A 22,018-nucleotide genomic window follows, 5' to 3' on the forward strand; every position below is an offset into this window, starting at 1 on the left:
GCACCAAGTTCTAGCTATCCAGCCGCCCAGGCTTGTGGAGCCGGTCCCATTCGTGCGAATCGACCCCACGAGTTACTGCGTCAGGAGATCGACTCTCTTGCTGAAAGATCTCTCAATCATCCAGCACGGCGGCACCACCAGAATGGATCGTACAAGCGACATATCTCTTGAGGAGCTTACGAAACCCGTGCTTCGCTCTCCTCCGGTGACCGGCGGCGGAACTACTCGACCGAAACGCACGATCATGGCGTCCGAGCCGGTATTCGTTCTTCGATCCTTCGATATGATCTCACCTTCTCTCGTATCTCGCTTGAGTTCGCCGCGGGCCTCCTGTGACCCCTTCAGGGCCAGGACCTTCTTGCGAGTGTCTTTCATTATGAGTCGTGGAAAGCGAATTCAAAGAGCCTGCAGGGGCTCGAGCTACTCGCCAGACAAGTGAGTCGTCATCGTGTTGATGCAACGCATGCAGTTGCTCTCACCCATTAGATTGGGGTATGCGCAGGACTGACGGTGCCCAAGCAGAGTACGCGACGTGCAGGCCGTTCGAGCGCGCCCCAGAGACTCCAAACCGAAGCGCTGGCAATACACCCCTGAAGGCATTTGAAATGTGCGATGCCCCGACATCGAGCTCAGGCCTCGACGCCGTAGAATGTCCTAGAGACTAAGAAGCGAGGGCCAGGAACTGCTTTCAGGGCAGCCACTATCGACCGCGCTGCAGTACTTGCCGCCAAGGCACCGACGTGGCGTCACGCACCTCGTCCTTCGATTCGAAAGAGATGCTTGGCCAGGCCCATTGGGTCGGCTCGAAGGGGTGGCGCGATTTCGCTGCTTCCCGGCTCACCGCTCCACAGCGTATTTAGTCCTGGCCCTCGACATGAGAGTTCGGCAAGGTGGCGACGTCCCGAACCGCGGCCGGGAGTCCAGCCGACTGATCTTGCTCGGGGAGACCTCGAGCGCGCGAGCAGCCTGCTCCAAGCTCATCTCGGCGCGCCCTCGGAGCCGACGCAGCTCCGAGCCCAGACGCCGCCGGACGACAACAGGCCCGAAGGAGCCCTCAGCCACCGACCTTCTCCTCGCGTCCACCGACCCATAAGTGCGGACTTCTGCAAGCATTCAGCCGTGCAACTTGCACGTTAGACCCTTGCTCAAACGTTGATTCCCGCGACGGCGCACCCTAGCGTCGAGTCATCGCACCGTCGCACCACGTGGGCACGACACAGGGGCTCAGGGTTCGACAGAACGACGACACACGGTTGGGAGAGCACGCACCAGCACCACCTCGCGGGGGAGGCACTCACATGGCACCGGTTCCAGCAGGCGACGACGTACCCGGCACAGCAGCACCCGAGCAGCGGTCACGGCGACCGCGCGACGTGCTGGAGCGGGCGAAGCGAGCCGCGGGAGTCGAGTTCAACCTCCGCCGCCGGGTCGAGGCGATGCTCGCCAACATGCGCGCCTTCGGCCGTCAGGAAGAGCTGGGACCGGACGATCAGCGGTGCACGGTGATGGCGTACCAGCTCAGCTGCCTGCGGGCGCGCCTCCCCGACCTGGACCCGCGGCCCGCTCCCCCGTCGACGCTCGAACCGGCGTGAGCGCAGACGCCCTGATCAGACGCCGTTGCATTTGACGTCCGACCTTCCTGGACTGTCGTCTGTGCTACGTAATACAGTCGGGCGATGCGCACTCCGGGAACCGACTGATGGCGGCCGCCGACTCGTCGCCGGCGACGTTCCGCGTGAGCCCGGAGGAGCGCTATCTCCTCGAAGCCGTGGCGCACTACACCGGGAAGACGATGTCGGCGTTCGTGCGCGAGGCGGCGCTCGTCCTCGCCCGGAAGGTCGTCGACGACGCCGGACCCGAAGCGGTCCTCGAGGGCGACCGGGAGTGGAGCCAGAAGGGCCGGCTCACGATCGAGGAACGGCGCCGGGCTCTCGAGCACCAGCGGGAGATGTCGCACGACGACACCCGCTGAGCACTACCGGACGGTGAAGAGCCCGGTGGGCGGGCCGCCGGTGTCGCGGACGATCGACCAGGCCGCCTCGTAGAGACGATCGCGGGCGAGGTTCAACAGCGCGCGGTGCTCGCTCGACCGTGCGGCGAGATCCTCGAGCACCGGGCTGAGCAGGACCAGCACGCCGACCAGGCTCTCCGTGTCGACCGGTTGGTTCGGCGCCGCGTAGTGCCGCACGATCTGCAGGTAGCGCATCGCGTACGCCGCGATCTCCACGGACGAGGCGCCGTCGACGACGTGGTCGACGTCGTGCAGGGCGAGCGGGAACTGGGCCGGGACGTCGAACCCGTCGCGCAGCGCCTCGAAGACACGACCGGACAGTCCGTGGAGGTCGAGCACCTCCTGGGGCTTGTCGCCCTCGGATCGCACCCGGTCACCCCCCGATCCAGCACCTGCACGAACGGTAGGCATTCACTCGGCCGAACGACAGGGGTCGGACGTGATCGCTCGTCACCAGAGGTCGCGGCTGAACCAGTGGTGGGCGTACGGGTTGGCGTTGTAGGGCTCCGTCTCGACGAAACCCTCGGCGGCATAGAGCGCGCGCGCCTCGGTCAGGTCGCCGGCGGTGTCGAGGACGAGACGACGCAGGCCGGCCTCGCGAGCGAGGTCGGTGAGATGGGCGAGCAGGCGTCGCCCGAGGCCGTGGCCCCGCGTCCCGGGATCGACCCACATCCGCTTGATCTCGCCCGCCCCCGGCGGGACGTCGGCGCCCTCGAACCGCAGGCCGGCGCAGCCCACGACCCGGTCGCCCCGCTTCGCGACGACGAAGACGCCGAGCGGCGGCGCGAACGCCAACGGGTCGTCGGCGAGGAAATCCTCCGACCACGACGGCTCCGGCGCCTTCTCCGGCCAGCGCCGGGCGAGCTCTCCCGCGTAGGCGCGCAGGGCGGTCAGCCCGTCGGGCGAGTCGGGGCGCACGGCAGCCAGGACGATCTCCACACGCCCATCATCCGTTCCAGTCGACGAGCTGCACGATCACCCCGTTCGGATCGCGGACCTGGAACGCGCGCTCGCCCCAGGGCTCGACCGTGAGAGGCATGGTGATCACGACGTCCTCGCTCTCGAGCCGCGCGAGCTCGCCCTCGAGATCGTCGACGACGAACGCGAGGATCAGCCCCGCCGCATGGTCGTCACGCTGGTCGGCCGGCAGGGAGTCGAGGCCGGTGCGCAGGAACACGACGGACATCCCGGCGTCGTCGCGCGCGAGCGAGGCGAACCCGTCGGCAGCCATCGCCTGCGTGAAGCCGAAGTGCCGGACGAGGAAGGCGGCCGACGCGGCGGGGTCGGCGACGTTCAGGGAGACCGCGGAGGCGGTGATCTTCATGGTTCCTCGTTTCTCCGTACGCTGTACATCGTACGTTGTACAGGAAATCGTGGGAGCATGCGGCCGATGAGCGACGACCCGTCCCGCACGCTCGCCCTGCTCTGGCGGATCGACGAGCCCGGGACGCGTGGTCCGCGGCGGGGCCTCGACCTCGACGTCGTCGTCGCCCGCGCGACCGCGCTCGCCGACGCGGGCGGCCCCGAGGGCCTGGACGCGCTGACCGTGCGCGCCCTCGCGAGAGAGCTCGGGGTCGCGCCGATGACGCTCTACACCTACGTGCCCGGCCGCGAGGAGCTGGCGGATCTCGTCGTCGACGCCGCGTACGCGGCGATGCCCCGGTCCGACACGACGGGCCGCCCCTGGCGCGAGCGCCTCACGGCGATCGCCGAGGAGAACCGGGCACTCCACCGCCGGCACCCGTGGGCGGCCCGCGTCGACCCGTCACGGCCGGTGCTGGGTCCCGGCGAGACCGGCAAGTACGAGCACGAGCTCGCCGCGTTCGACGAGCTCGCGGAGCTCGCCGGGCTCGACGACGTCGACCGGGACGCCGCGCTGACCTTCTTGCTCGACGTCACCCGCGCCGCGGCCCTCGTCGAGCAGGGCGCGGCCGGCGACGACACCGGCGCCTGGTGGGCCGCGCGGGCGCCGGTGCTCGCCCGCGTCCTCGACCCGGAGCGCTACCCGCGCGCGGTCCGCGTCGGGACGGCCGCGGGCGCGGCGCAGGGGTCGGCGCGCGCGCCCGACCACGCGTGGCGGTTCGGCCTCGCCCGGGTGCTCGACGGTCTCGGGGCGATGGTCGAGTGAACCGGACCGACCCATCGAGCACGATGGACCGATGGCGGCGGTGGTCCTCGTGCACGGTGGCTGGCACGGCGGCTGGGTGTGGCGCCCGGTCGGGGCGCGGCTCCGGGCGGCCGGCCACGACGTGCACGCGCCGACGCTGACGGGGGTCGGTGAACGCGCGCACCTGCACGGACCGCACGTCGGGCTCGCGACGCACGTCGAGGACGTCGTCGCCACGCTCGTCATGGAGGATCTCCGCGACGTGCTGCTCGTCGGGCACAGCTCGAGCGGCGCCGTCGTCACCGGCGTCGCGCAGCGGGCCGCCGCGCGGCTCGCCGGGCTGGTCTACCTCGACGCGTTCGTGCCGGAGCCGGGTCAGTCGGTCCTCGACCTGCTCCCGGCGGCGCGCCGCGCCTTCTTCCTCGACAACGTCGACGCCGACGACCGCATCGCTCTCGACCCGGACGTCGCCATGGACGGCTGGGCGATCCGCGACCCGGCGGCCCGGCGGCCCGGGCCTGGGTCGGCCCGCGACTGCGTCCCCACCCGCGGCGCGGGCTCGCCGATCCGCTCCCGGACGGCCCGGCATCGGCACTCCCCCGCTGGTTCGTCCACTGCCGCGACAAGCCGACAGGCGACGCCTTCGCCGGGTTCGCCGCCGCCGCGGGGTGGCGAGGTGTCGAGGTCCTCGACACCGGCCACGACGCCATGGTCACCGATCCGGAGGAGACCGCGCAGGTGCTCCTGGCGCTGGTCAGCTGAGCACGTGCCGGTCCCGGCCGGCGCCGACGCCCATGAGGACGGTGGGCACGACGAGCACCAGCATCACGACGAGCGGCACCGTCCACCCGCCGCTGAGGTCGTGCAGCGCACCGAGCGCGAACGGCCCGATCGCCGCCAGCGTGTAGCCCACACCCTGCGCCATCGCCGACAGCTCGGCGGTGTGCTCGGTGTCGGGCGAGCGCAGCGTGATCAGCAGGAGCCCGAGGGCGATGTTCGAGCCCTGCGCGATCCCGAGCACGATCATCCACAGCACGGCCAGCGAGCCGGGAGCAGTGATCAGGCCGATGTAGCCGACCACGTAGAACGCGCAGGTCAGCACGATGAGCCAGCCCTGGGAGGGGCGGCGCATCGCGAGGGACGGCGCCATCGCGGAGAAGAACAGCCCGACGAACCCCGCGAGCGACAGGAGCAGCCCGGCCTCGGTGGGCTCGCGCCCCGCGTCGACGAAGATCGTCGGGACCCAGGCCGTGATCGCGTAGAACTGCAACGACTGCAGGCCCATGAACAGCGTGACCTGCCAGGCGAGGCGGTCGCGGGCCAGCGCCCGCCACAGCGGCGGACCCTCGCGCGGGGGCGGCGGAACCGTGCGACGACGGGCCCGCGGCAGCCACACGACCAGCGTCGCCACCGTGAGGAGGCCCCACAGGCCGAGGGTCCAGCGCCAGTCGAGCCCGGTGATGCGCTGCAGCGGGACGGTGACGGCGGCGGCGACCGCGCCGCCGCCGGTGAGCACCATCGAGTAGGCGCCGGTCATCGCACCGGTGCGGTGCGGGAAGTCGCGCTTGACCAGGGTCGGCAGCGACACGTTGCCGACGGCGATCGCCGTCCCCACGAGCACGCTGCCGACGAGGATGACGAGGAGCGCGTCGACGAGGCGCAGGGCGATGCCCACCCCGAGCACGAGCAGGGCGGCGACGAGGAGACGCTCGAGACCCCACCGGCGCGCGAGCCGCGGTGCCACCGGCGACAGCAGCCCGAAGCAGAGCACCGGCAGGCTCGTCAGCAGCCCGGCGACGCCGCTGGAGACGCCCAGGTCCTCGCGGGCCTGGTCGACCAGGGGCGCGACCCCGACGACCGGCGGCCGCAGGTTGGCCGCGAGCAGCAGGACCGCGAAGGCGGCCAGCGCGCCGCCGCGACGGACCGCCGTCGGCGACGTGGTGGACGTGCTCACGTCCAGAACCGCGCGATCTCCTCGGCCCGCGCCCGGCCCTGCGCCCGCCCCGCCTTCGCCGACGCCGGCATCGTCGCGGGGTCGAGGACGTTCGTGCCGAAGGCCCCGACGGAGGTCTCGTCGGCGATGATCGAGGCGGCGGACGTCTCGGGATGCTGCTCCTGGCGGTACTCGATCTCCTGGGTCACCGAGCGGAACGGGCCGCCGGCCGGCGGGTCGAGCGGAGCGACGACGAGCACGCGGTCGGCAGGCCCGACGATCTCGAAGCCGTCGTCGTCGGCGCGCGCCACGTGCACGATCGAGGCGACGCCGCCGTCGACGTAGCGCCGGCCGGCGGCCGTCATCGGCGGCCAGACCCCGGGCACGGCACAGCTCGCCGCGACGGCGTCGACCAGCCCGACGCGGGCGTCGCGCGTGAAGACCGCGAGCTCGCCGGTCTCCGCGTCCACGGCCGAGATCCGCAGATCCGTCGGGGGCCACTCCTTGACCGGCAGGCGGGCGTCGATGGCCTCGCGCCGCTCCGACTCGGGCGGCGTGTCGGCCGCCAGCGCCCACGCGCCGAGGCGTGCCCGCATGTCGGCGGCGTCGCGGGCACCGTCCATCGCGGCGGCGAGCTCGGTCCCGAGGACCTCCATGTCGAGGGTCGCGGGCGGTCCGGAGGTACCGGCCGCCTCGCCCGCGAGGTGCTGTTCGTGCAGCTCCGCGAGGTCCACGCCCGTCGTCAGCAACGTCCCGACGACCGACCCGGCCGAGGTGCCGACGACCCGGTCGGCGAGCGCCAGGTCGACGCCACCCTCGGCGAGGCCCACGAGGACACCCACCTCCCAGGCGATCCCGGCGAGTCCACCTCCCCCGAGGACGAGGGCGCGCGTGATCGAGGGAGGAGCGTCGGCGGTCACCGGGTCACCCTCCACCCGCGCGGCCCGCTCCGCACGGCCGGATCGGGCATCTCACGCCGCGGGCACGGTCACCACGAGGTCGTAGAGACGGGTCGTCTGCGTCGGGTCCTGGTTGTCGTCGCTGACGAGCAGGACGCGCAGGGCACCGTTCGGGGCTCGACCGAGCACCGTCATCCCCTCGATGTTGTCGAGCAACGGGTTGGCCTGCGCCTGCTGCGCGGTGGCCCCGAGCGTCGGGCAGGTGCCGAGGTCGGCGAGCAGGGTCCGGGGCATCGGGTCGGTGCCGCGGCGGGGGTCGGCGACGGCGAGGTGCACGGTGTTGCCGACGCCGTCGGTGTACGAGCGCTCGAGCACCAGGAGCCGGCCGTCGCCGACGGCCGCGATCTCGGAGACGTCGAGGCCGGCGTCGGGCCGGTAGGCGTACGTCGGGCCGGGCGCCGGGCCGTTCCACGTCGGGAACCGCCGGAGGCCGGGGTCGTCACCGGCGAGCGCGCCCTCCAGGGCGCCGACGACGGTCTCGCCGGGGTTCACCGCGACGCCCTCGAGGGACTCGTTGGGCGTCGCCCGGCCGGCGAGGTCGGGCGGGAGGTCGAGGCGCCCGATCAGCCGGCCGTCGGGCGCGTACCGGCGGACCGACGGCTCGGTCTCCGAGGTGACCAGCCGCGTGCCGTCCGCATCGACGGCGAGACCCTCGGCGTCGAGGGGGCGGCCCGCCTCGTCCGCGAGCGGCGTCGCGCCGACGGGCCGCCGGGTGCGCGGGTCGAGGGCGAACAGCACCGAACGGTCGCTCAGCGCCAGCAGCGACCCGCCCCGGTCGACCGCGAGTCCCGAGAGCCCCATGACCGGCCAGACCCGTCGCGCGCCGTACTCGGCCCCGTCGAGGACGTCGGAGTACCCGGCGATCGCGACGCTCGCCGAGCACTTCTCGGGTAGGGGCGGGACGGCGGACGCGGGCGGCCCGCCGCACGCGCCGAGCGCGGCCAGCAGCACCCCGAGCAGCGCTGCTCTCCTCATGCCCGCCACCGTGCCGCATCAGGGTGAACGGCGCGTGCTTCCTCGGTGATCGAAGTACCGATACGGACGCTCTGAGTGTCGATGAGAGGAGCACGCCGATAGGGGCACTTCGCTGACACACCTCAGCCCCGACGCGACTCCGCCTCGGCGACGCGTTCGATCACCGTCAGCACGCTGTCGGGGTTCAGCGACATGCTGTCGATCCCCTGCTCCACGAGGAACTCGGCGAGGTCGGGGTGGTCGCTGGGGCCCTGGCCGCAGATGCCCACGTAGCGGCCCTTGGCGTGCGCCGCCTCGAGCAGCATGGTGATCATCTTCTTGACCGCGGGGCTGCGCTCGTCGAACAGGTGGGTGAGGCGGTCGTCGTCGCGCCCGATGCCCAGGGTCAGCTGGGTGAGGTCGTTGGAGCCGATGGAGAAGCCGTCGAAGCGGTCGGCGAACTCGTCGGCCTGCAGGATGTTCGACGGGATCTCCGCCATGACGTAGACCTGCAGCTCGTCCCGGCCGCGCTCGAGCCCGAACTCGGCCATCGTCTCCAGGACCCGGTCGGCCTCCTCGGGGGTGCGGCAGAACGGGACCATGACGATGACGTTGGTGAAGCCCATCTCGGTGCGGACGCGGTGCAGCGCGCGGCACTCGAGCGCGAACGCCTCCTTGTAGTCGTCGCTGTAGTAGCGCGACGCCCCGCGCCAGCCGAGCATCGGGTTCTCCTCGTCGGGCTCGAACTGCGTCCCGCCGATCAGCCCGGCGTACTCGTTGGTCTTGAAGTCCGAGAGCCGCACGACCACCGGCTCCGGGTACTGGGACGCGGCGATCGTGGCGATGCCGCGGGCCAGGTGGTCGACGAAGTACTCGCCCTTGTCGTCCCAGCCGGCGGTCAGTTCCTCGATCTGCCGCTTCGCGTCGTCGTCCTCGACGTCCTCGAGGTGCAGCAGCGCCAGCGGGTGGGCCTGGATGACGTTGTTGACCAGGTACTCCATGCGCGCCAGCCCGATGCCGTGCGCAGGCAGGCGCCACCACTGCATCGCGGCCGCCGGGCTGCCGATGTTCATCATCACGCGGGTCGTCGGCTCGGGGACACCGTCGAGGTCGAGCTCGCGCTCCTCGTAGTCGAGCAGGCCCTCGTAGACGTGACCCTCGTCGCCCTCGACGCAGGAGATCGTCACCTCGCGGCCCTCGCCGAGGATCTCGGTGGCGTTGCCCGTCCCGACGATCGCCGGCACACCGAGCTCGCGGCTGACGATCGCGGCGTGCGACGTGCGTCCGCCCCGATCGGTGACAATCGCGGCGGCGCGCCGCATGATCGGCACCCAGTCCGGGTCGGTCATCTCGGTGACCAGGACCTTGCCGTCGGTGAACTGGTCGACGTCGTCGGCGGACGCGATCACCTGGACTGCGCCGGCCGCGACCTGCTGCCCGATCGCGAGCCCGGAGACGATCACCTCGCCGGACTCGGTGAGGTGGAACGTCGACAGCGTCCCGGCGCCGGTGCGCGACTGCACGGTCTCCGGGCGGGCCTGGACGACGTAGAGCTCGCCGCTGCGCCCGTCCTTGGCCCACTCGACGTCCATCGGACGGCCGTAGTGCTCCTCGATGACCGTGCCCCAGCGGGCGAGCTGGAGGATCTCGTCGTCGTCGAGGACGAGGGACCGCCGCTCCTCGTCGGTGGTGTCGACGTTCTCCGTCGGCTCGTCGGACGGGTCGGAGGTGTCGGTGTAGACGAGCTTGCGCTCCTTCGCGCCGACCGTGCGGGCGATGATCGGCCGCAGCTCCTCGCGGTCGAGGAACGGCTTGTAGACCGTGTACTGGTCCGGGGTCACCTCACCGCCGACGACGTTCTCGCCGAGGCCCCAGGCGGCGTTGATGATCGCGGTGTCGGGGAAGCCGGTGTCGGAGTCGATCGTGAACATGACCCCCGCGGAGCCGAGGTCGGCGCGGACCATCGTCTGGATGCCGATGGAGAGGGCGACGTCGGTGTGCTCGAAGCCCTGCTCGACGCGGTAGCTGATCGCGCGGTCGGTGAACAGCGAGGCGTAGCAGTCCTGGCACGCCGCGAGCAGCGCGTCGGCGCCGGTGATGTTGAGGTACGTGTCCTGCTGGCCGGCGAAGCTCGCGTCGGGCAGGTCCTCGGCGGTCGCGCTGCTGCGCACGGCCACGTCGATGTCCTCGGTGCCGTGGCGCTCGCCCAGCTCGGCGTAGGCCGACCGGATGGCCTCGGCGGTCGACGCCGGGAACTCGGCCTGGGCGAAGAGGTCGCGGATCGCCTGCCCGGCGTCCGCCAGCTCGCGCTTCCCGTCCGACAGCTCGGACAGGATGTCGGCGATCTTCTCGTCGAGGGAGTTCTCCGCCAGGAACGACCGGTACGCCGTCGCGGTGGTCGCGAAGCCGCCGGGGACGCGGATGCCCCTCTCGGACAGGTTGCCGATCATCTCGCCGAGCGAGGCGTTCTTGCCGCCCACCTCCTCGACGTCGCCGGACCCCACCGACTCCAGCCACCGGACCTCGTCCGCCACCGTGTCCTCCTCCGTCGTGGGCCGGGCGCTCCGACGTTCCCGCCACGTCGGTTGCGCACGGCCGAGCACCGGGCGGAGTCCCCGCCCCGGCACCCCCGGGAAACGGCGGACCGATTCAGGAGGTCGGGCGGACCAGTCGCGTGACCAGCCGGTCGATCTCCGCCTCCGGGTCCGCCGTGAGCCCCGTGTGCACCGGGCCGGGCTGGAGGACGGTGCTGCGCGGCGCGGTCAGCCAGCGGAACCGCTCGCCCGCCGACAGGACGCCGGCCGGCCCCTCCCCCCGCACCGCGCGCTCCCAGGCGTCGAGCGCGTCCCGGACGGCGTCGAGGTCGGTGTGCGGGTCGAGCGCGCGGACGCGGTCGACGTCGAGGGCGATGCGCGCCGCGAGGTGCTCGCGGTGGCGGCAGTAGAGGAGCACGCCGACGTTGACCAGCTCGCCGCGCTCGATGTCGGGCACCACGCGCAGCAGGGCGTACTCGAAGGTGTCCTTCACGTCGGCACCCAGGCCTCTCGCTCGGCGAGCCGGGCCAGGAGGTGCTCGACGTAGGCGGCGCGCTGACCGCCGTCGTCCAGCCACTCGTCCGGCACGAGCGCGACGACCTCGGTCAGCAGCGCCCGGTCGATCCGCGCGGCGAGCTCGCGGTCGGCCTCGGCGCGGGCGGTCGCGACCGGTGCCAGGACGTGGTCGGCGAGGTCGTAGGGACGGGCGACCACCGCGGCCGCGCGGGCCCAGCTGTGGTGGAAGTACAGGCAGGCGCCGTGGTCGATCAGCCACAGCTCGCGGTGCCAGCGCAGCAGGTTGGGGTTGCGCCAGGAGCGGTCGACGTTCTCGACGAAGGCGTCGAACCACAGGACCCGGGAGGCCTCGAGCGGCTCGACGGCGTGCGCGACCGGGTCGAAGCCGATCGCGCCCGGCAGGAAGTCCATGCCGAGGTTCGCGCCGCCGCTGCGGGCGAGGAGCTCCTGGACCTCCCAGTCCGGCTCCGCGCGGGCGATGACGGGATCGAGGTCGAGCACCACCAGCTCGGGCACCCGCAGCCCGAGCCGCCGGGCGAGCTCCCCGGCGACGACCTCGGCGACCAGCGCCGTGGGTCCCTGTCCGGCACCGGTGAACTTGGCGACGTACGTGCCGAGGTCGTCGGCCTCGACGAGCCCCGGGAGCGAGCCGCCCTCACGGAGCGGGGTGACGTACCGGGTGGCGGTCACCCGGCGCAGTGCGGACACCCGGTCATCCTCCCCGGTCGCCCACCGGGCAACCTTGGGGGCCGTGCGCCTCGGGACCTGGAACGTGCTGCACGGCGCCGCGACCGCCGACGGCCCCGTCGACGGCGGCCGTTTCGCCGACGCGGTTGCCGGCCTCGACGTCGACGTCCTCGGGCTCCAGGAGGTCGACCGCGCCCAGCCGCGGTCCGGCGGCCTCGACCTCACCCGGGTCGCCGCCGACGCGATGGGGGCGGTCGAGCACCGGTTCGTGCCCACCCTGCACGGCGTGCCCGAGGCGTGGACGCCGGAGAACGGGGCAGGGAGCTCGCCGGCGTACGGCATCGCGCTGCTCTCGCGGCTGCCCGTCGTCGACTGGCGGGTGGTGACGCTGCCGCGGCTGCCCCGCGACGTGCCCCTGGTGCTCGGCCATCCCCGCCGCCTGGTCGTGGTGCGCGACGAGCCCCGCACCGCCGTCGCCGCCCGCGTCGTCGGCCCCCACGGGCCGGTGACGGTGGTGACCACGCACCTGTCGTTCATCCCGGGCTGGAACCTCGTCCAGCTGCGCCACCTCGCGCGCCGCCTGCGCACCGAGGACCCGCTCGTGCTCACCGGCGACCTCAACCTCGGCGTACGGCGCGCCCGGCTCGTCGGCGGCCTGACCGGACTCGTCAGCGGGCGCACCTTCCCCGCCGACGCTCCCCGCCGCCAGATCGACCACCTGCTGGGCCGGGGCGTCCTCGCCTCCGCCCCGCGCGTGCACCACCCGCCGCTGTCGGACCACCGGGCGCTCTCGGCGACCGTGGTCCCCGCCGGCTGAGAGATAAGCAGAATTGCGTATCACGCTTCGGCGATACTCCGAATCGGCCCAAGAGGGACATTGATGGCCGACCGAGAACGACAACACGGACAATCAATCGCCACGACGCGCTACTGATCGCGAGCAGTGCGCATACTCCCCGGTTGGCGGAGTTCCCGCCCTGATCGAACCTCCCTAACCTCGGCGAACCGCGATGTCGCACGACACCGGGGAATCGAGGGGGAAGACATGAGTGACCTGACTGTCGAGCAGTTGTCCGACGGCCGTCTGCAGATCTTCGAGATCGACACGAACAACAATCTGTGGACCCGCTTCAAGACCACGACCAGCCCTGACGGGCCGTGGTCGGGCTGGCAGCAGTTCGCCTCGCCCGCGTCCCTGCGCTCCATCACCGCAGGCCGGCTCGAGGACGGCCGTATCCAGGTCTTCGCGGTCGACGTGGACAACCAGGACTGGAGCATGTGGAAGGTGTCGACGGATCCGAACGCCGCGTGGACGGAGTGGTCGAAGTTCTCGTAGGGCAGGATTTCCCGCCTCGGCCGGGACATCTTTCCCGACCGGGGCGGGGAACTCGTTCCAGCTGCCCCGAGCAATTCGACACACAATGGCGGCGGGCACGGTCCCCCACCGGGGGCGCCCGGAGCCGGACGGGGGCTCCGGGCGCCCCGGCGGTGCCGGGGAGCGGATCCGGGGTGTGTCAGCTGCAGCCGCTGGTGGAGCCGCAGCCCTCGCAGACGTAGCAGGACCCGGCCGGACGCATCTTCGTGCCGCAGGTCAGGCACAGCGGCGCGTCGGCCGCCTTCCCCTGCTGCAGCTCGAGCAGCTCCGTGGAGCTGCCGACCGAGACGTCGGCCTTGCGCTGCGCCGGCGTGCGCTCCTCGGACTCCGAGGTCGACACGTCCAGCGACGTGCGCAGCGCGTCGACGTCGATCGCGGGATCGGCCGCCGGCGCCGGTGCCGTGGGGGCCCCGGTGCCGTAGTCGGTGGCCGCGACCTGGGCCGAGCGCTCGTCCGCGGAGAAGATGCCGAGCTGGGCCCGCTTCTCGTAGGGCAGGTGGTCGAGCGCGATGCGCCGGAACAGGTAGTCGACGACGCTGGTGGCCATGCGGACGTCGGGGTCGTCGGTCATGCCGGCGGGCTCGAAGCGCATGTTGACGAACTTCGAGACGTAGGTCTCCAGCGGCACCCCGTACTGCAGCGCGATGGAGATGGACATCGAGAAGGCGTCCATCACGCCGGCGAGCGTCGAGCCCTGCTTCGACATCTTGACGAAGATCTCGCCGAGACCGTCGTCGGGGTACGACCCCGCCGTCATGTAGCCCTCGGCGCCCGCGACGGTGAACGACACCGTCTCGCTCGGGCGCTTCTTCGGCAGGCGCTTGCGCACCGGGCGCTGCTCGACCACGGCCGGAGCGGCGGTCTCGGTGGCCTTCTCGCCGCTGCCCGACTTGCCGGTGGACAGGGGCTGGCCGACCTTGCAGTTGTCGCGGTAGATCGCGAGCGCCTTGAGCCCCATCTTCCAGGACTCGAAGTAGATCTCCTCGACGTCCTCGACGGTCGCCTGCTCGGGCATGTTGACCGTCTTCGAGATCGCGCCGGAGATGAACGGCTGGACCGCGGCCATCATGCGCACGTGGCCCATCGGGGCGATCGAGCGCTGGCCCATCGCGCAGTCGAACACCTCGTAGTGCTCGGGGCGCAGGCCCGGGGCGTCGATGACGTGGCCGTGCTCGGCGATGTACTCGACGATCGCCTCGCTCTGCTCGGCCTGGTAGCCGAGCAGGTCGAGCGCGCGCGGGATGGTCTGGTTGACGATCTGCATCGAGCCGCCGCCGACCAGCTTCTTGAACTTGACCAGCGAGAAGTCCGGCTCCACCCCGGTGGTGTCGCAGTCCATCATGAAGCCGATGGTGCCGGTGGGGGCGAGCACGCTGGCCTGCGCGTTGCGCCAGCCGTCCTTCGACCCGATCTCGAGACCGGTCTGCCACTGCTGCGTCGCGGCGTCACGGATGCGCCCGTCCTCGCGGTGCATGGTGCGGATGGCGTCGTTGGCCGCGGCGTGCTTGCGCATGACCCGGCGGTGCGCGTCGGCGTTGCGGGCGTAGCCGTCGTACGGCGCGACGGCGCCGGCGAGCTCGGCGGAGCGGCGGTAGGCGGTGCCCGTCATCAGCGAGGTGATCGACGCCGCGAGGGCGCGGCCGCCCTCGGAGTCGTACGCCCGGCCGGTGGCCATCAGCAGCGCGCCGAGGTTGGCGTAGCCGATGCCGAGCTGGCGGAACGCGCGGGTGGTGTCCCCGATCGCCTCGGTGGGGAAGTCGGCGAAGCAGATCGAGATGTCCATCGCGGTGATGACCAGCTCGACCGAGCGCACGAAGTCGTCGACGCGGAAGGTGTTGTCGTCGTCGAGGAACTTCATGAGGTTCAGCGACGCGAGGTTGCAGCTGGAGTTGTCCAGGTGCAGGTACTCCGAGCACGGGTTGGACGCGGTGATGCGCCCCGACTCCGGCGACGTGTGCCAGTCGTTGATCGTGTCGTCGTACTGCAGCCCCGGGTCGGCGCACTCCCAGGCGGCCTCGGCCATGCTGCGGAAGAGCTGCTTGGCGTCGACGGAGTCGATGACCTCATTGGTCATCCGCGCACGCAGGCCGAACTCCGAGCCGGACTGGACGGCGCGCATGAACTCGTCGGAGACGCGCACCGAGTTGTTGGCGTTCTGGTACTGCACCGAGGCGATGTCGCTGCCGCCGAGGTCCATGTCGAACCCGGCGTCGCGCAGGACGCGGATCTTGCGCTCCTCGTCGCGCTTGGTGGCGACGAACTCGGCGACGTCGGGGTGGTCGACGTCGAGGACGACCATCTTCGCCGCGCGCCGGGTGGCGCCGCCGGACTTGATGGTGCCGGCCGAGGCGTCGGCCCCGCGCATGAACGACACCGGGCCCGACGCGGTGCCGCCCGAGGACAGCAGCTCCTTCGACGAGCGGATGCGCGAGAGGTTGAGGCCGGCCCCGGAGCCGCCCTTGAAGATCAGCCCCTCCTCGCGGTACCAGTTGAGGATCGACTCCATCGTGTCGTCGACCGACAGGATGAAGCAGGCGCTGACCTGCTGCGGCGAGCTGGTGCCGACGTTGAACCAGACCGGCGAGTTGAAGCTGAAGTACTGGTGCAGCAGCATCCAGGTCAGCTCGTGGGAGAAGACCTCGGCGTCCTCCGGCGTCGCGAAGTAGCCGTGGTGCGTGCCCGACCCGGTGTAGGTGCCCACCACCCGGTCGATCAGCTGACGCAGGCTCGACTCGCGCGCCTCGGTGCCGAGCGCCCCGCGGAAGTACTTGCTCGTGACGATGTTGACGGCGTTGACCGACCACGACTGCGGGAACTCGACACCACGCTGCTCGAAGTTGACCGAGCCGTCGCGCCAGTTCGTCATCACCACGTCACGGCGCTCCCACACGACCTCGTCGTACGGGTGGACACCCGGGGTGGTGTGGACGCGCTCGATGGTCAGGCCCCGCCGCGGCGCGGCGGTGTCCGACTCCCCGGACGTGGTGCCGACGGTCTCCGTCATCCGTGTCATCCCTCTACTCGTCGTTCTGCGACGGTCCGGCGGCGCTTCCCCGCGCTCCGACCCGTCACCCGTGTCCCCGACTGTCAGTCCCCGGCCCGTGCCCCGACGGTGTCCGCCGCCGGTTCGTCCGCAGTGTCGCCCGCACCCCCGACAGCGCCGCCCCGCGATCCGCGCAGGTCGGCGATCTCGGCCTCGAAGTCGGCGACGCACGAGAAGTTCCGGTAGACGCTCGCGAAGCGCAGGTAGGCCACCTCGTCCAGCTCGCGCAGCGGGCCGAGGATCGCCATGCCGACCTCCTGGCTGGGCACCTCGGCGGTGCCCCCGGCCCGGACGGTCTCCTCGACCTTGTGCGCGAGCTGCGCCAGGGCGTCCGGGTCGACCGGGCGTCCCTGGCAGGCCCGTGCCACGCCGCGCACGACCTTGTCGCGGCTGAACGGCTCGGTGACCCCGCTGCGCTTGAGCACGGCGAGCACCGGCTCCTCGACGGTGGTGAACCGCTTCCCGCACGACGAGCACGACCGGCGTCGCCGGATCGCCTGACCCTCGTCGGCCTCGCGCGAGTCGACCACGCGGGAGTCGGTGTGCCGGCAGAACGGACAGCGCATGCGGACTCCTCCTCCCCCGTGGGCGCCCCGACCGGAGTTGTCCCCACCCACGCGTGGACCGCGCCTGGATTCCCCTCCGCCCTGGGGACGGATTGGGGATCGCCGGGCCCGGTCCGTGGATCGGGCGCCCCCGCCGGTGGAGCACCACCGCCGTTCCGGTGGAAAGCCCTGTGGAGAGCCGCCCGACCGGTGTGCACAAGCTGTGGACTAACTACACCAGTGTAACCACTAGATGTTGGGGTGGGACGGTAGCGACGCGCGGACACGCCGCGCAAGCCACCGGACCGCTGCCGGACACCCGGGCGCCGAACGGCCGTCACCCGTGGATCAGCGGATCTCCGCGGGGACCAGGGAGACGGGCGGTGCCCGAGTGGGTGGACACGGACCTCGGGCGGCGGCGCGGACCGGACAGCAGAGGGCGCCGGCCGCCTCGCGGGCCGCGATGCCGGCCGTCGGGAACGGCGCGGCGGAGGTGGGTCGGAGAGCACGGATCGGGTGACGAGATGCCGCCACGGGGCGGCCGATCGTCATCGGATCGGCGATCTCCGCGAGCCTCCGGCGCCGGCCGGGGCGACCCCGGGCCTCACCCCGCGAGGGACGAGGACCCCGGGACCACGAGCGGGCGCCCCGTCGCGACGGCGGACCCCTCGAGCCCGTTGAGCTCGCGGATACGGGCCACGACGGCCCCGGTGTCGGCACCCGGGGCGACACGGCCGGCCACGTCGTCGAGCGACTCGCCGGCACCGACGACGGCCACGGAGGTGCCCGCGGGCACGGGGACGGTGGGCGCCGCGGCGTCGGGCACGACGAGGCCGACGAGCACCCCGACCAGCACACCCAGCAGGGCCCCGAGGACCAGGACGGCGGCGACCCGCCGCCGCCGCAGCACCGCCGGGGTCGCGACCGAGGGCGCGGCGACCGGGGCGTGCACGCCGCCGCCCGCGACCCGGGGGCGGACCGGGGGCAGCGCCGCCGGGGAGCGCCGGCCGGCCGGACGCACCGGCCCCCGCGTCTCCTCCGGCCGCGCGGGCCGCGACCCGGCGGGCTGGGGCCGCGCGGCGGGGCGGGTGGCGACGGCACGGGCGGGGCTCGCCCCGGACGGGCCCTCCTCGCGCGGACCCGGCACCTCGACGTCGCAGCGGCTCGTCCCGACGAACATGGTCGACCTCCTCGGCTCGCACACGCGTTCGATCGAACGCGTGTGCGATGTCTAGCATCGACCCCCGACAACGTCGACGGATCGCACGGCGTGTCGTTCGAACACGTGTTTGATCCCGCCGGTCCGCGGCGCTAACTTCGCTGCTCGAGACCCCTGCGGGCGTGCCGCCCGCCGGGACGGAAGGACAGGACCGTCGGAAGGACACACGGCCATGGCACGCACGCCCCAGGGCCCGGACGGCCCCGAGGAGCCCGGGGCCCGGGCCGAGATGGCCGACGCCGTCGTCCCCGCCCGGGTGCACCCGTTCCCGGAGCCGGCCGACGCCGACGCCTCCCCCGGGCTGACGCCCCGTCAGCGCAAGGTCCTCGAGGTCATCCGCGACCACGTCGAGCGCAACGGCTACCCGCCGAGCGTCCGTGAGATCGGCGACGCGGTCGGGCTGACGTCCACGTCGTCGGTGGCCCACCAGATGCGCACCCTCGAGAAGAAGGGCTATCTGCGGCGCGACCCCAACCGTCCGCGCGCGCTGGACGTCCGCCTCCCCGAGGAGCTCGAGGGCGCCGAGGCGGCGGACCACACCGAGGAGCTCCGGGCCGACCGCCCCGCGCCCACCTTCGTGCCGGTCGTCGGCCGCATCGCCGCCGGTGGCCCGATCCTCGCCGAGCAGGCCGTCGAGGAGGTCTTCCCGCTGCCTCGCGAGCTCGTCGGCGAGGGGTCGCTGTTCCTCCTGCGCGTCGCCGGCGACTCGATGGTCGACGCCGCGATCACCGACGGCGACTGGGTGGTCGTGCGCCAGCAGCCCGTCGCCGACAACGGCGAGATCGTCGCCGCGATGATCGACGGCGAGGCCACGGTCAAGACGTTCAAGCGCACGGACGGGCGCGTCTGGCTGCTGCCCCACAACCCCGACTACGACCCGATCCCCGGTGAGGACGCCACCGTGCTCGGCAAGGTCGTGGCCGTCCTGCGTCGCCTCTGACGCGCGGCGGCGCACAGGCCGGCCGCGGCCACGAGGGCTGCGCCGCCGAGCACCGCGAGCAGGACGAGGACACCGAGCGCCCGCTCCGCCGACCCGCCCCGCGAGGCCAGCACCCCACCGACGAGCACGGCCGGGACGAGCAGCGACGGCAGGGCGCGCCGCACCGCCGTCCCGAGCGCGGGCGACGGGTCGCGGCGGGCGACGGGCCGGGGTGAGCGCTCCACGTGGTCGAGCGTCGCTCTCACCGCCCGCCGGCACCATGCGCGATCGCGGAACCCTGCCTTCGGCTCAGGCAGAGGCAGCAGCGCGCCGTAGGTGCTCGGCGAGGTCGTCCACGCCGGGTCCGGGGCGGGCCCCGCGACGCAGCACGAGCGTGCGCCGGGCGAACGGCTCCGCCAGGTCGCAGACCGCGAGGCCCCGCGCCGGGTCGACGGTGTGGCGCGGCACGACGGCGAGGCCTACGCCGGCCGCGACCAGGTCGACGACGGTGCCGAGGTCGACCGCGCGGCCCCGGTAGCGGGCGACGGGCGCGCCGTCCCCGAGGTTCGCCTCGAGGGTGCGCGCCAGCGGCGCGTCCGGCTCGAGCCCGACGAGCGGGTGCTCGGCGACCTCCCGGAACGTCATGGCGTCCCGGGCGGACGCGACACCTCCGGGCGGGCCGACGACCACGAGCGAGTCGTCGGCCAGCCGGTCCTCCGGGGCGGGCGGGTCGTGCCGCGCGTCGGCGATGACGACGCCCAGGTCGGCGTCGCCGTCGGCGAGCAGGCGCACCGAGTCCGCGCTGCGGCGCTCGCGGGTCACGACGTCGACGTCCGGGTGGGCGACGAGGAAGCCCACGAGCGCGCGCGGCACGAGCCGGCGCATCGCCGAGCTCCCGGCCACCAGGGTCAGCGGGGTGCCGGCCGCGCGCCGGTAGCCGGCGACCGCGCCCTCGAGGCGCGCGAGGCCGTCGAGGACCTCGCCGGCGTGCCGCGCGAGCGCGCTGCCGGCCGGGGTGGGACGGACCCCGCGGCGCCCGCGCAGCAGCAGGTCGACCCCCGCGTGGTGCTCGAGCACCCGGATGCGAGCGCTCGCCGACGGCAGGCTGAGGTGCAGCCGCGCCGCGCCCGCGGTGATCGACCCCTCCGCCACCACGGCGCGGAACAGGCGCAGGTCGAGCAGGTCGTACCGCACGCGTTGAGCCTACGGCGCAGGGAGAGTCAGCGGCGACGGCGCAGCGCCCGCACGGGGGCGCGGAGCAGACGGCGGGCCAGGTTCACGGCGAGCACGGTGCCGCTGACCCACGGGAGGACCAGCAGGACGATCTGCACGACGGCGAGCAGGGCACCGGCAGGGCGGAGCGCCGCGGCCTCGCGGACCACCGTCGCCGCCTGCGCGCCGAGCGCGTCCCACGCGGCCGGGGCCAGCTCGGGGGCGAGCACGACGAACAGCACCACCCACCAGCTCAGGAACGGGATGACCAGCACCACCCAGGCGCTGACGGTGTGGCGGACCCACGGCTTGAGCTCGCGCACGGCCGCGGGCGGCGTGCGGCCGGGCCGGGCGAGCGCGCGCAGGATCGGGCGCATGCGGGCGAAGAGGTCGGGCACGCCGACCAGGTCGGCCAGGACGTAGTAGCCGTCGAGCCGCAGCGAGGGCAGGAACTGCCAGGCGGTCTCGAGGTGGAGCAGGGCGAGCGCGGCCAGGAGCCAGGGCGTGCCGGTCGCCAGGAAGGCGGCCCCGAGCACGGTCATGGCGATCGCGTTGAAGTAGACGCCGCCGAGGTCCGTGCGCAGGCGACCGCGCCGCGGGAGCCGGTAGGCGTCGGTGACGGTGCTGTAGAACGCCGGCCAGACGATGTAGAGGCCCACGCCCATCGTGCCGGGCACCGCGCCGCCGTAGCGGCAGGCCGCGACGTGCCCGCACTCGTGGAACATCCCGGCGACGACCACGACCCCGATCACGGCCAGGGTCCAGACCGGGTCCCTGATCAGGTGGTGGCCGCTCCCGACGAACGCGGACCAGCCGGAGCCGGCCGCGACGAGCAGATCGACCCCGACGAAGGCGGCGAGCAGGGCGGCCACGGCGACCGGGCGGAAGAGGACGGCGAAGAGTCCGGCGATCCGCCACACGACGCGGGCGGGCACGAGCGCGCGCCGCAGGCGCAGCATGAGGAGATGGTCGCGGCGCGGGGGCGGGCCGTCCCCGGGCGCGGGCACGGACGTCCCCGTCGTGATCCCGGCCGGCGCGAGGCGTCGCTCGACGAGCGTCGTCACGCGGTCGCGGCCCTGCTCGCCGGCGAGGTCGTCGGCGTGCTCGGGGAACTCGGCGGCGAGCGCGGCCGCGATGGCGTCGGCGTCGCGACGGCCGTCGGCGAGACAGGCGATCCGGTACAGCACCGCCGGCAGCTGCGCGATCTGCCCGTCGCCGCGGCGGACCAGGTAGCGGGTCTCGCGGAAACCGGAGCCCTGGTACGGCCCCAGCAGTTCGACGCCCGGTACCGGCGCCGGCGCAGCGGTCGGCCGGGTCGTCGGGGTGTCGGCGCGGGTGCTCAGTTCGACTCCCGGGATCGGGTGGCGCGAGGATGAGCGGGCGGGGCGGGGCTCGCGGGTCGAGCCCCGCCCCGCCCTCGCTCACGGGTGCGGCCTCCTACAGGAGGCCGTCGTCGCCGGAGTCGGCACCGCCGCCGGCGTCACCGGAGTCCCCGGAGTCACCGGAGTCCCCCGCGTCGCCGGCGGTGCCGGCGTCACCGGCGTCCGCACCGGCGCTGTTGGCCTGGTCGTCCCCGATGTTCGCCGCGTTCACGGCGAGCCCACCGGAGCCGCCGTCGGCGTCACCGCCGTCGCCGGAGTCACCGGAGTCACCGGAGTCGGTGCCACCGCCGGCGTCGCCGTCGTCACCGAGACCCAGGACGGTCATGACCGTGCGTGCGGGCAGGAACTCGACGGACTGCTCGTCGAGCTCGATGCTGTGCAGCTCAGGCATGATCACCTTTCCATCGACGCCCCCACCGGAGTCCCGGCGGGGCACGGATCGATCTCGATCCGCAGCCCCAGGCTGGCCCGGACCGGGGTCGCGGACACCGTGGGCGAGACCACGAAGATCCGATCGGTGACACCGCCGCACGCCCGCGACGACGTGCCCTCCGGATCTCCGTGGAGGGCCCGGGAGGGCCGGGGCGCCCCGACCCTCGTCCGGGCGACGACGCTGCTCCGA

Annotated in this window: 23 protein-coding genes and 1 pseudogene; 7 read left to right on the top strand and 17 right to left on the bottom strand. The window is 72.9% G+C overall.

Going from position 1 to position 22,018, the window contains the following annotated elements:
• Positions 1–837 precede the first annotated feature (837 nt).
• On the bottom strand, positions 838–1,113 hold the full coding sequence (locus ACR9E3_RS14665; RefSeq protein WP_460381027.1) for a helix-turn-helix domain-containing protein: 276 nt from the start codon (positions 1,111–1,113) through the stop codon (positions 838–840).
• Between the two features lie 185 nt (positions 1,114–1,298).
• Between ACR9E3_RS14665 and ACR9E3_RS14670 the strand changes: the two genes are divergently transcribed.
• Both ACR9E3_RS14670 and ACR9E3_RS14675 read left to right on the top strand, forming a co-directional pair.
• Positions 1,299–1,592 (top strand): hypothetical protein, encoded by a 294-nt coding sequence (locus tag ACR9E3_RS14670; RefSeq protein ID WP_460381028.1) that lies wholly within the window; start codon positions 1,299–1,301, stop codon positions 1,590–1,592.
• A gap of 107 nt (positions 1,593–1,699) precedes the next feature.
• The gene (locus ACR9E3_RS14675) at positions 1,700–1,972 is read left to right on the top strand and encodes a plasmid mobilization protein (RefSeq protein WP_460381029.1); all 273 of its coding nucleotides are present in this window, start codon (positions 1,700–1,702) and stop codon (positions 1,970–1,972) included.
• Positions 1,973–1,975: 3 nt separating this feature from the next.
• Here ACR9E3_RS14675 and ACR9E3_RS14680 read toward each other — a convergent pair whose 3' ends face one another.
• The 3 genes from ACR9E3_RS14680 to ACR9E3_RS14690 form a co-directional block, all read right to left on the bottom strand.
• Positions 1,976–2,380, bottom strand: coding sequence for a hypothetical protein (locus tag ACR9E3_RS14680; RefSeq protein WP_460381030.1), 405 nt, complete (start codon positions 2,378–2,380; stop codon positions 1,976–1,978).
• A gap of 81 nt (positions 2,381–2,461) precedes the next feature.
• Complete coding sequence (locus ACR9E3_RS14685; RefSeq protein ID WP_460381031.1) at positions 2,462–2,950, bottom strand: GNAT family N-acetyltransferase; 489 nt, start codon at positions 2,948–2,950, stop codon at positions 2,462–2,464.
• A gap of 7 nt (positions 2,951–2,957) precedes the next feature.
• Entirely contained in the window at positions 2,958–3,335 is a 378-nt protein-coding gene (locus ACR9E3_RS14690; RefSeq protein WP_460381032.1) for a VOC family protein, read from the bottom strand.
• A gap of 66 nt (positions 3,336–3,401) precedes the next feature.
• Between ACR9E3_RS14690 and ACR9E3_RS14695 the strand changes: the two genes are divergently transcribed.
• A complete protein-coding gene (locus ACR9E3_RS14695; RefSeq protein ID WP_460381033.1) occupies positions 3,402–4,139 on the top strand; it encodes a TetR/AcrR family transcriptional regulator C-terminal domain-containing protein in 738 nt (245 codons plus the stop codon).
• A gap of 31 nt (positions 4,140–4,170) precedes the next feature.
• Positions 4,171–4,773: pseudogene (locus ACR9E3_RS14700) on the top strand (alpha/beta fold hydrolase); the annotation flags it as partial.
• Positions 4,774–4,872: 99 nt separating this feature from the next.
• Here ACR9E3_RS14700 and ACR9E3_RS14705 read toward each other — a convergent pair.
• The 6 genes from ACR9E3_RS14705 to ACR9E3_RS14730 form a co-directional block, all read right to left on the bottom strand.
• Positions 4,873–6,072, bottom strand: a complete 1,200-nt coding sequence (locus ACR9E3_RS14705; RefSeq protein ID WP_460381034.1) for a CynX/NimT family MFS transporter — start codon at positions 6,070–6,072, stop codon at positions 4,873–4,875.
• Entirely contained in the window at positions 6,069–6,971 is a 903-nt protein-coding gene (locus ACR9E3_RS14710; protein ID WP_460381035.1) for a patatin-like phospholipase family protein, read from the bottom strand. The genes ACR9E3_RS14705 and ACR9E3_RS14710 overlap by 4 nt, the downstream gene beginning before the upstream one ends.
• A gap of 51 nt (positions 6,972–7,022) precedes the next feature.
• Positions 7,023–7,985, bottom strand: coding sequence for an esterase-like activity of phytase family protein (locus tag ACR9E3_RS14715; protein ID WP_460381036.1), 963 nt, complete (start codon positions 7,983–7,985; stop codon positions 7,023–7,025).
• A gap of 122 nt (positions 7,986–8,107) precedes the next feature.
• The gene (gene ppsA, locus ACR9E3_RS14720; protein WP_460381037.1) at positions 8,108–10,498 is read right to left on the bottom strand and encodes a phosphoenolpyruvate synthase; all 2,391 of its coding nucleotides are present in this window, start codon (positions 10,496–10,498) and stop codon (positions 8,108–8,110) included.
• 115 nt (positions 10,499–10,613) lie between these two features.
• Positions 10,614–10,991, bottom strand: coding sequence for a DUF3037 domain-containing protein (locus ACR9E3_RS14725; RefSeq protein ID WP_460381038.1), 378 nt, complete (start codon positions 10,989–10,991; stop codon positions 10,614–10,616).
• Positions 10,988–11,722, bottom strand: a complete 735-nt coding sequence (locus ACR9E3_RS14730) for a HipA family kinase (protein WP_460381039.1) — start codon at positions 11,720–11,722, stop codon at positions 10,988–10,990. Before ACR9E3_RS14730 ends, ACR9E3_RS14725 begins: the two co-directional genes overlap by 4 nt.
• Positions 11,723–11,765: 43 nt before the next feature.
• Here ACR9E3_RS14730 and ACR9E3_RS14735 point away from each other — a divergent pair, with 43 nt between their 5' ends.
• Positions 11,766–12,518 (top strand): endonuclease/exonuclease/phosphatase family protein, encoded by a 753-nt coding sequence (locus ACR9E3_RS14735; protein WP_460381040.1) that lies wholly within the window; start codon positions 11,766–11,768, stop codon positions 12,516–12,518.
• 228 nt (positions 12,519–12,746) lie between these two features.
• Positions 12,747–13,037, top strand: a complete 291-nt coding sequence (locus tag ACR9E3_RS14740; protein ID WP_460381041.1) for a hypothetical protein — start codon at positions 12,747–12,749, stop codon at positions 13,035–13,037.
• 178 nt (positions 13,038–13,215) lie between these two features.
• On the opposite strand, the gene ACR9E3_RS14745 is transcribed toward ACR9E3_RS14740, so the two are convergent.
• From ACR9E3_RS14745 to ACR9E3_RS14755, 3 genes are all read right to left on the bottom strand, one after another.
• Positions 13,216–16,080: a vitamin B12-dependent ribonucleotide reductase gene (locus ACR9E3_RS14745; RefSeq protein ID WP_460381042.1), complete on the bottom strand. Its 2,865-nt coding sequence runs from the start codon at positions 16,078–16,080 to the stop codon at positions 13,216–13,218.
• Between the two features lie 83 nt (positions 16,081–16,163).
• Entirely contained in the window at positions 16,164–16,685 is a 522-nt protein-coding gene (nrdR, locus tag ACR9E3_RS14750) for a transcriptional regulator NrdR (protein ID WP_460381043.1), read from the bottom strand.
• Positions 16,686–17,268: 583 nt separating this feature from the next.
• Positions 17,269–17,844, bottom strand: coding sequence for a LysM peptidoglycan-binding domain-containing protein (locus ACR9E3_RS14755; protein ID WP_460381044.1), 576 nt, complete (start codon positions 17,842–17,844; stop codon positions 17,269–17,271).
• Between the two features lie 211 nt (positions 17,845–18,055).
• On the opposite strand from ACR9E3_RS14755, the gene lexA reads away from it, so the two are divergent.
• Positions 18,056–18,823: a transcriptional repressor LexA gene (gene lexA / locus ACR9E3_RS14760; RefSeq protein ID WP_460381045.1), complete on the top strand. Its 768-nt coding sequence runs from the start codon at positions 18,056–18,058 to the stop codon at positions 18,821–18,823.
• Here lexA and ACR9E3_RS14765 read toward each other — a convergent pair.
• The 4 genes from ACR9E3_RS14765 to ACR9E3_RS14780 form a co-directional block, all read right to left on the bottom strand.
• Positions 18,754–19,047 carry a hypothetical protein gene (locus ACR9E3_RS14765; RefSeq protein WP_460381046.1) on the bottom strand — a complete coding sequence of 98 codons (294 nt, stop codon included), beginning with the start codon at positions 19,045–19,047 and terminating at the stop codon, positions 18,754–18,756. The two genes, lexA and ACR9E3_RS14765, sit on opposite strands and share 70 nt — an antisense overlap.
• 64 nt (positions 19,048–19,111) lie before the next feature.
• The gene (locus tag ACR9E3_RS14770; RefSeq protein ID WP_460381047.1) at positions 19,112–19,996 is read right to left on the bottom strand and encodes a LysR family transcriptional regulator; all 885 of its coding nucleotides are present in this window, start codon (positions 19,994–19,996) and stop codon (positions 19,112–19,114) included.
• A gap of 26 nt (positions 19,997–20,022) precedes the next feature.
• Positions 20,023–21,201, bottom strand: a complete 1,179-nt coding sequence (locus tag ACR9E3_RS14775; RefSeq protein WP_460381048.1) for a hypothetical protein — start codon at positions 21,199–21,201, stop codon at positions 20,023–20,025.
• A 250-nt stretch (positions 21,202–21,451) separates the two neighbouring features.
• Complete coding sequence (locus ACR9E3_RS14780) at positions 21,452–21,787, bottom strand: hypothetical protein (RefSeq protein WP_460381049.1); 336 nt, start codon at positions 21,785–21,787, stop codon at positions 21,452–21,454.
• Positions 21,788–22,018 lie beyond the last annotated feature (231 nt).

It is taken from the genome of Actinomycetospora sp. C-140, from assembly GCF_054796175.1.

Excerpts from the sequence above, each read along its gene's own strand:
- ACR9E3_RS14665 (WP_460381027.1), bottom strand. The coding sequence starts at position 1,113 with ATGCTTGCAGAAGTCCGCACTTATGGGTCGGTGGACGCGAGGAGAAGG.
- ACR9E3_RS14670 (WP_460381028.1), top strand. The coding sequence starts at position 1,299 with ATGGCACCGGTTCCAGCAGGCGACGACGTACCCGGCACAGCAGCACCC.
- ACR9E3_RS14675 (WP_460381029.1), top strand. The coding sequence starts at position 1,700 with ATGGCGGCCGCCGACTCGTCGCCGGCGACGTTCCGCGTGAGCCCGGAG.
- ACR9E3_RS14690 (WP_460381032.1), bottom strand. The coding sequence starts at position 3,335 with ATGAAGATCACCGCCTCCGCGGTCTCCCTGAACGTCGCCGACCCCGCC.
- ACR9E3_RS14695 (WP_460381033.1), top strand. The coding sequence starts at position 3,402 with ATGAGCGACGACCCGTCCCGCACGCTCGCCCTGCTCTGGCGGATCGAC.
- ACR9E3_RS14715 (WP_460381036.1), bottom strand. The coding sequence starts at position 7,985 with ATGAGGAGAGCAGCGCTGCTCGGGGTGCTGCTGGCCGCGCTCGGCGCG.
- ACR9E3_RS14740 (WP_460381041.1), top strand. The coding sequence starts at position 12,747 with ATGAGTGACCTGACTGTCGAGCAGTTGTCCGACGGCCGTCTGCAGATC.
- ACR9E3_RS14745 (WP_460381042.1), bottom strand. The coding sequence starts at position 16,080 with ATGACGGAGACCGTCGGCACCACGTCCGGGGAGTCGGACACCGCCGCG.
- nrdR (WP_460381043.1), bottom strand. The coding sequence starts at position 16,685 with ATGCGCTGTCCGTTCTGCCGGCACACCGACTCCCGCGTGGTCGACTCG.
- ACR9E3_RS14755 (WP_460381044.1), bottom strand. The coding sequence starts at position 17,844 with ATGTTCGTCGGGACGAGCCGCTGCGACGTCGAGGTGCCGGGTCCGCGC.
- lexA (WP_460381045.1), top strand. The coding sequence starts at position 18,056 with ATGGCACGCACGCCCCAGGGCCCGGACGGCCCCGAGGAGCCCGGGGCC.
- ACR9E3_RS14780 (WP_460381049.1), bottom strand. The coding sequence starts at position 21,787 with ATGCCTGAGCTGCACAGCATCGAGCTCGACGAGCAGTCCGTCGAGTTC.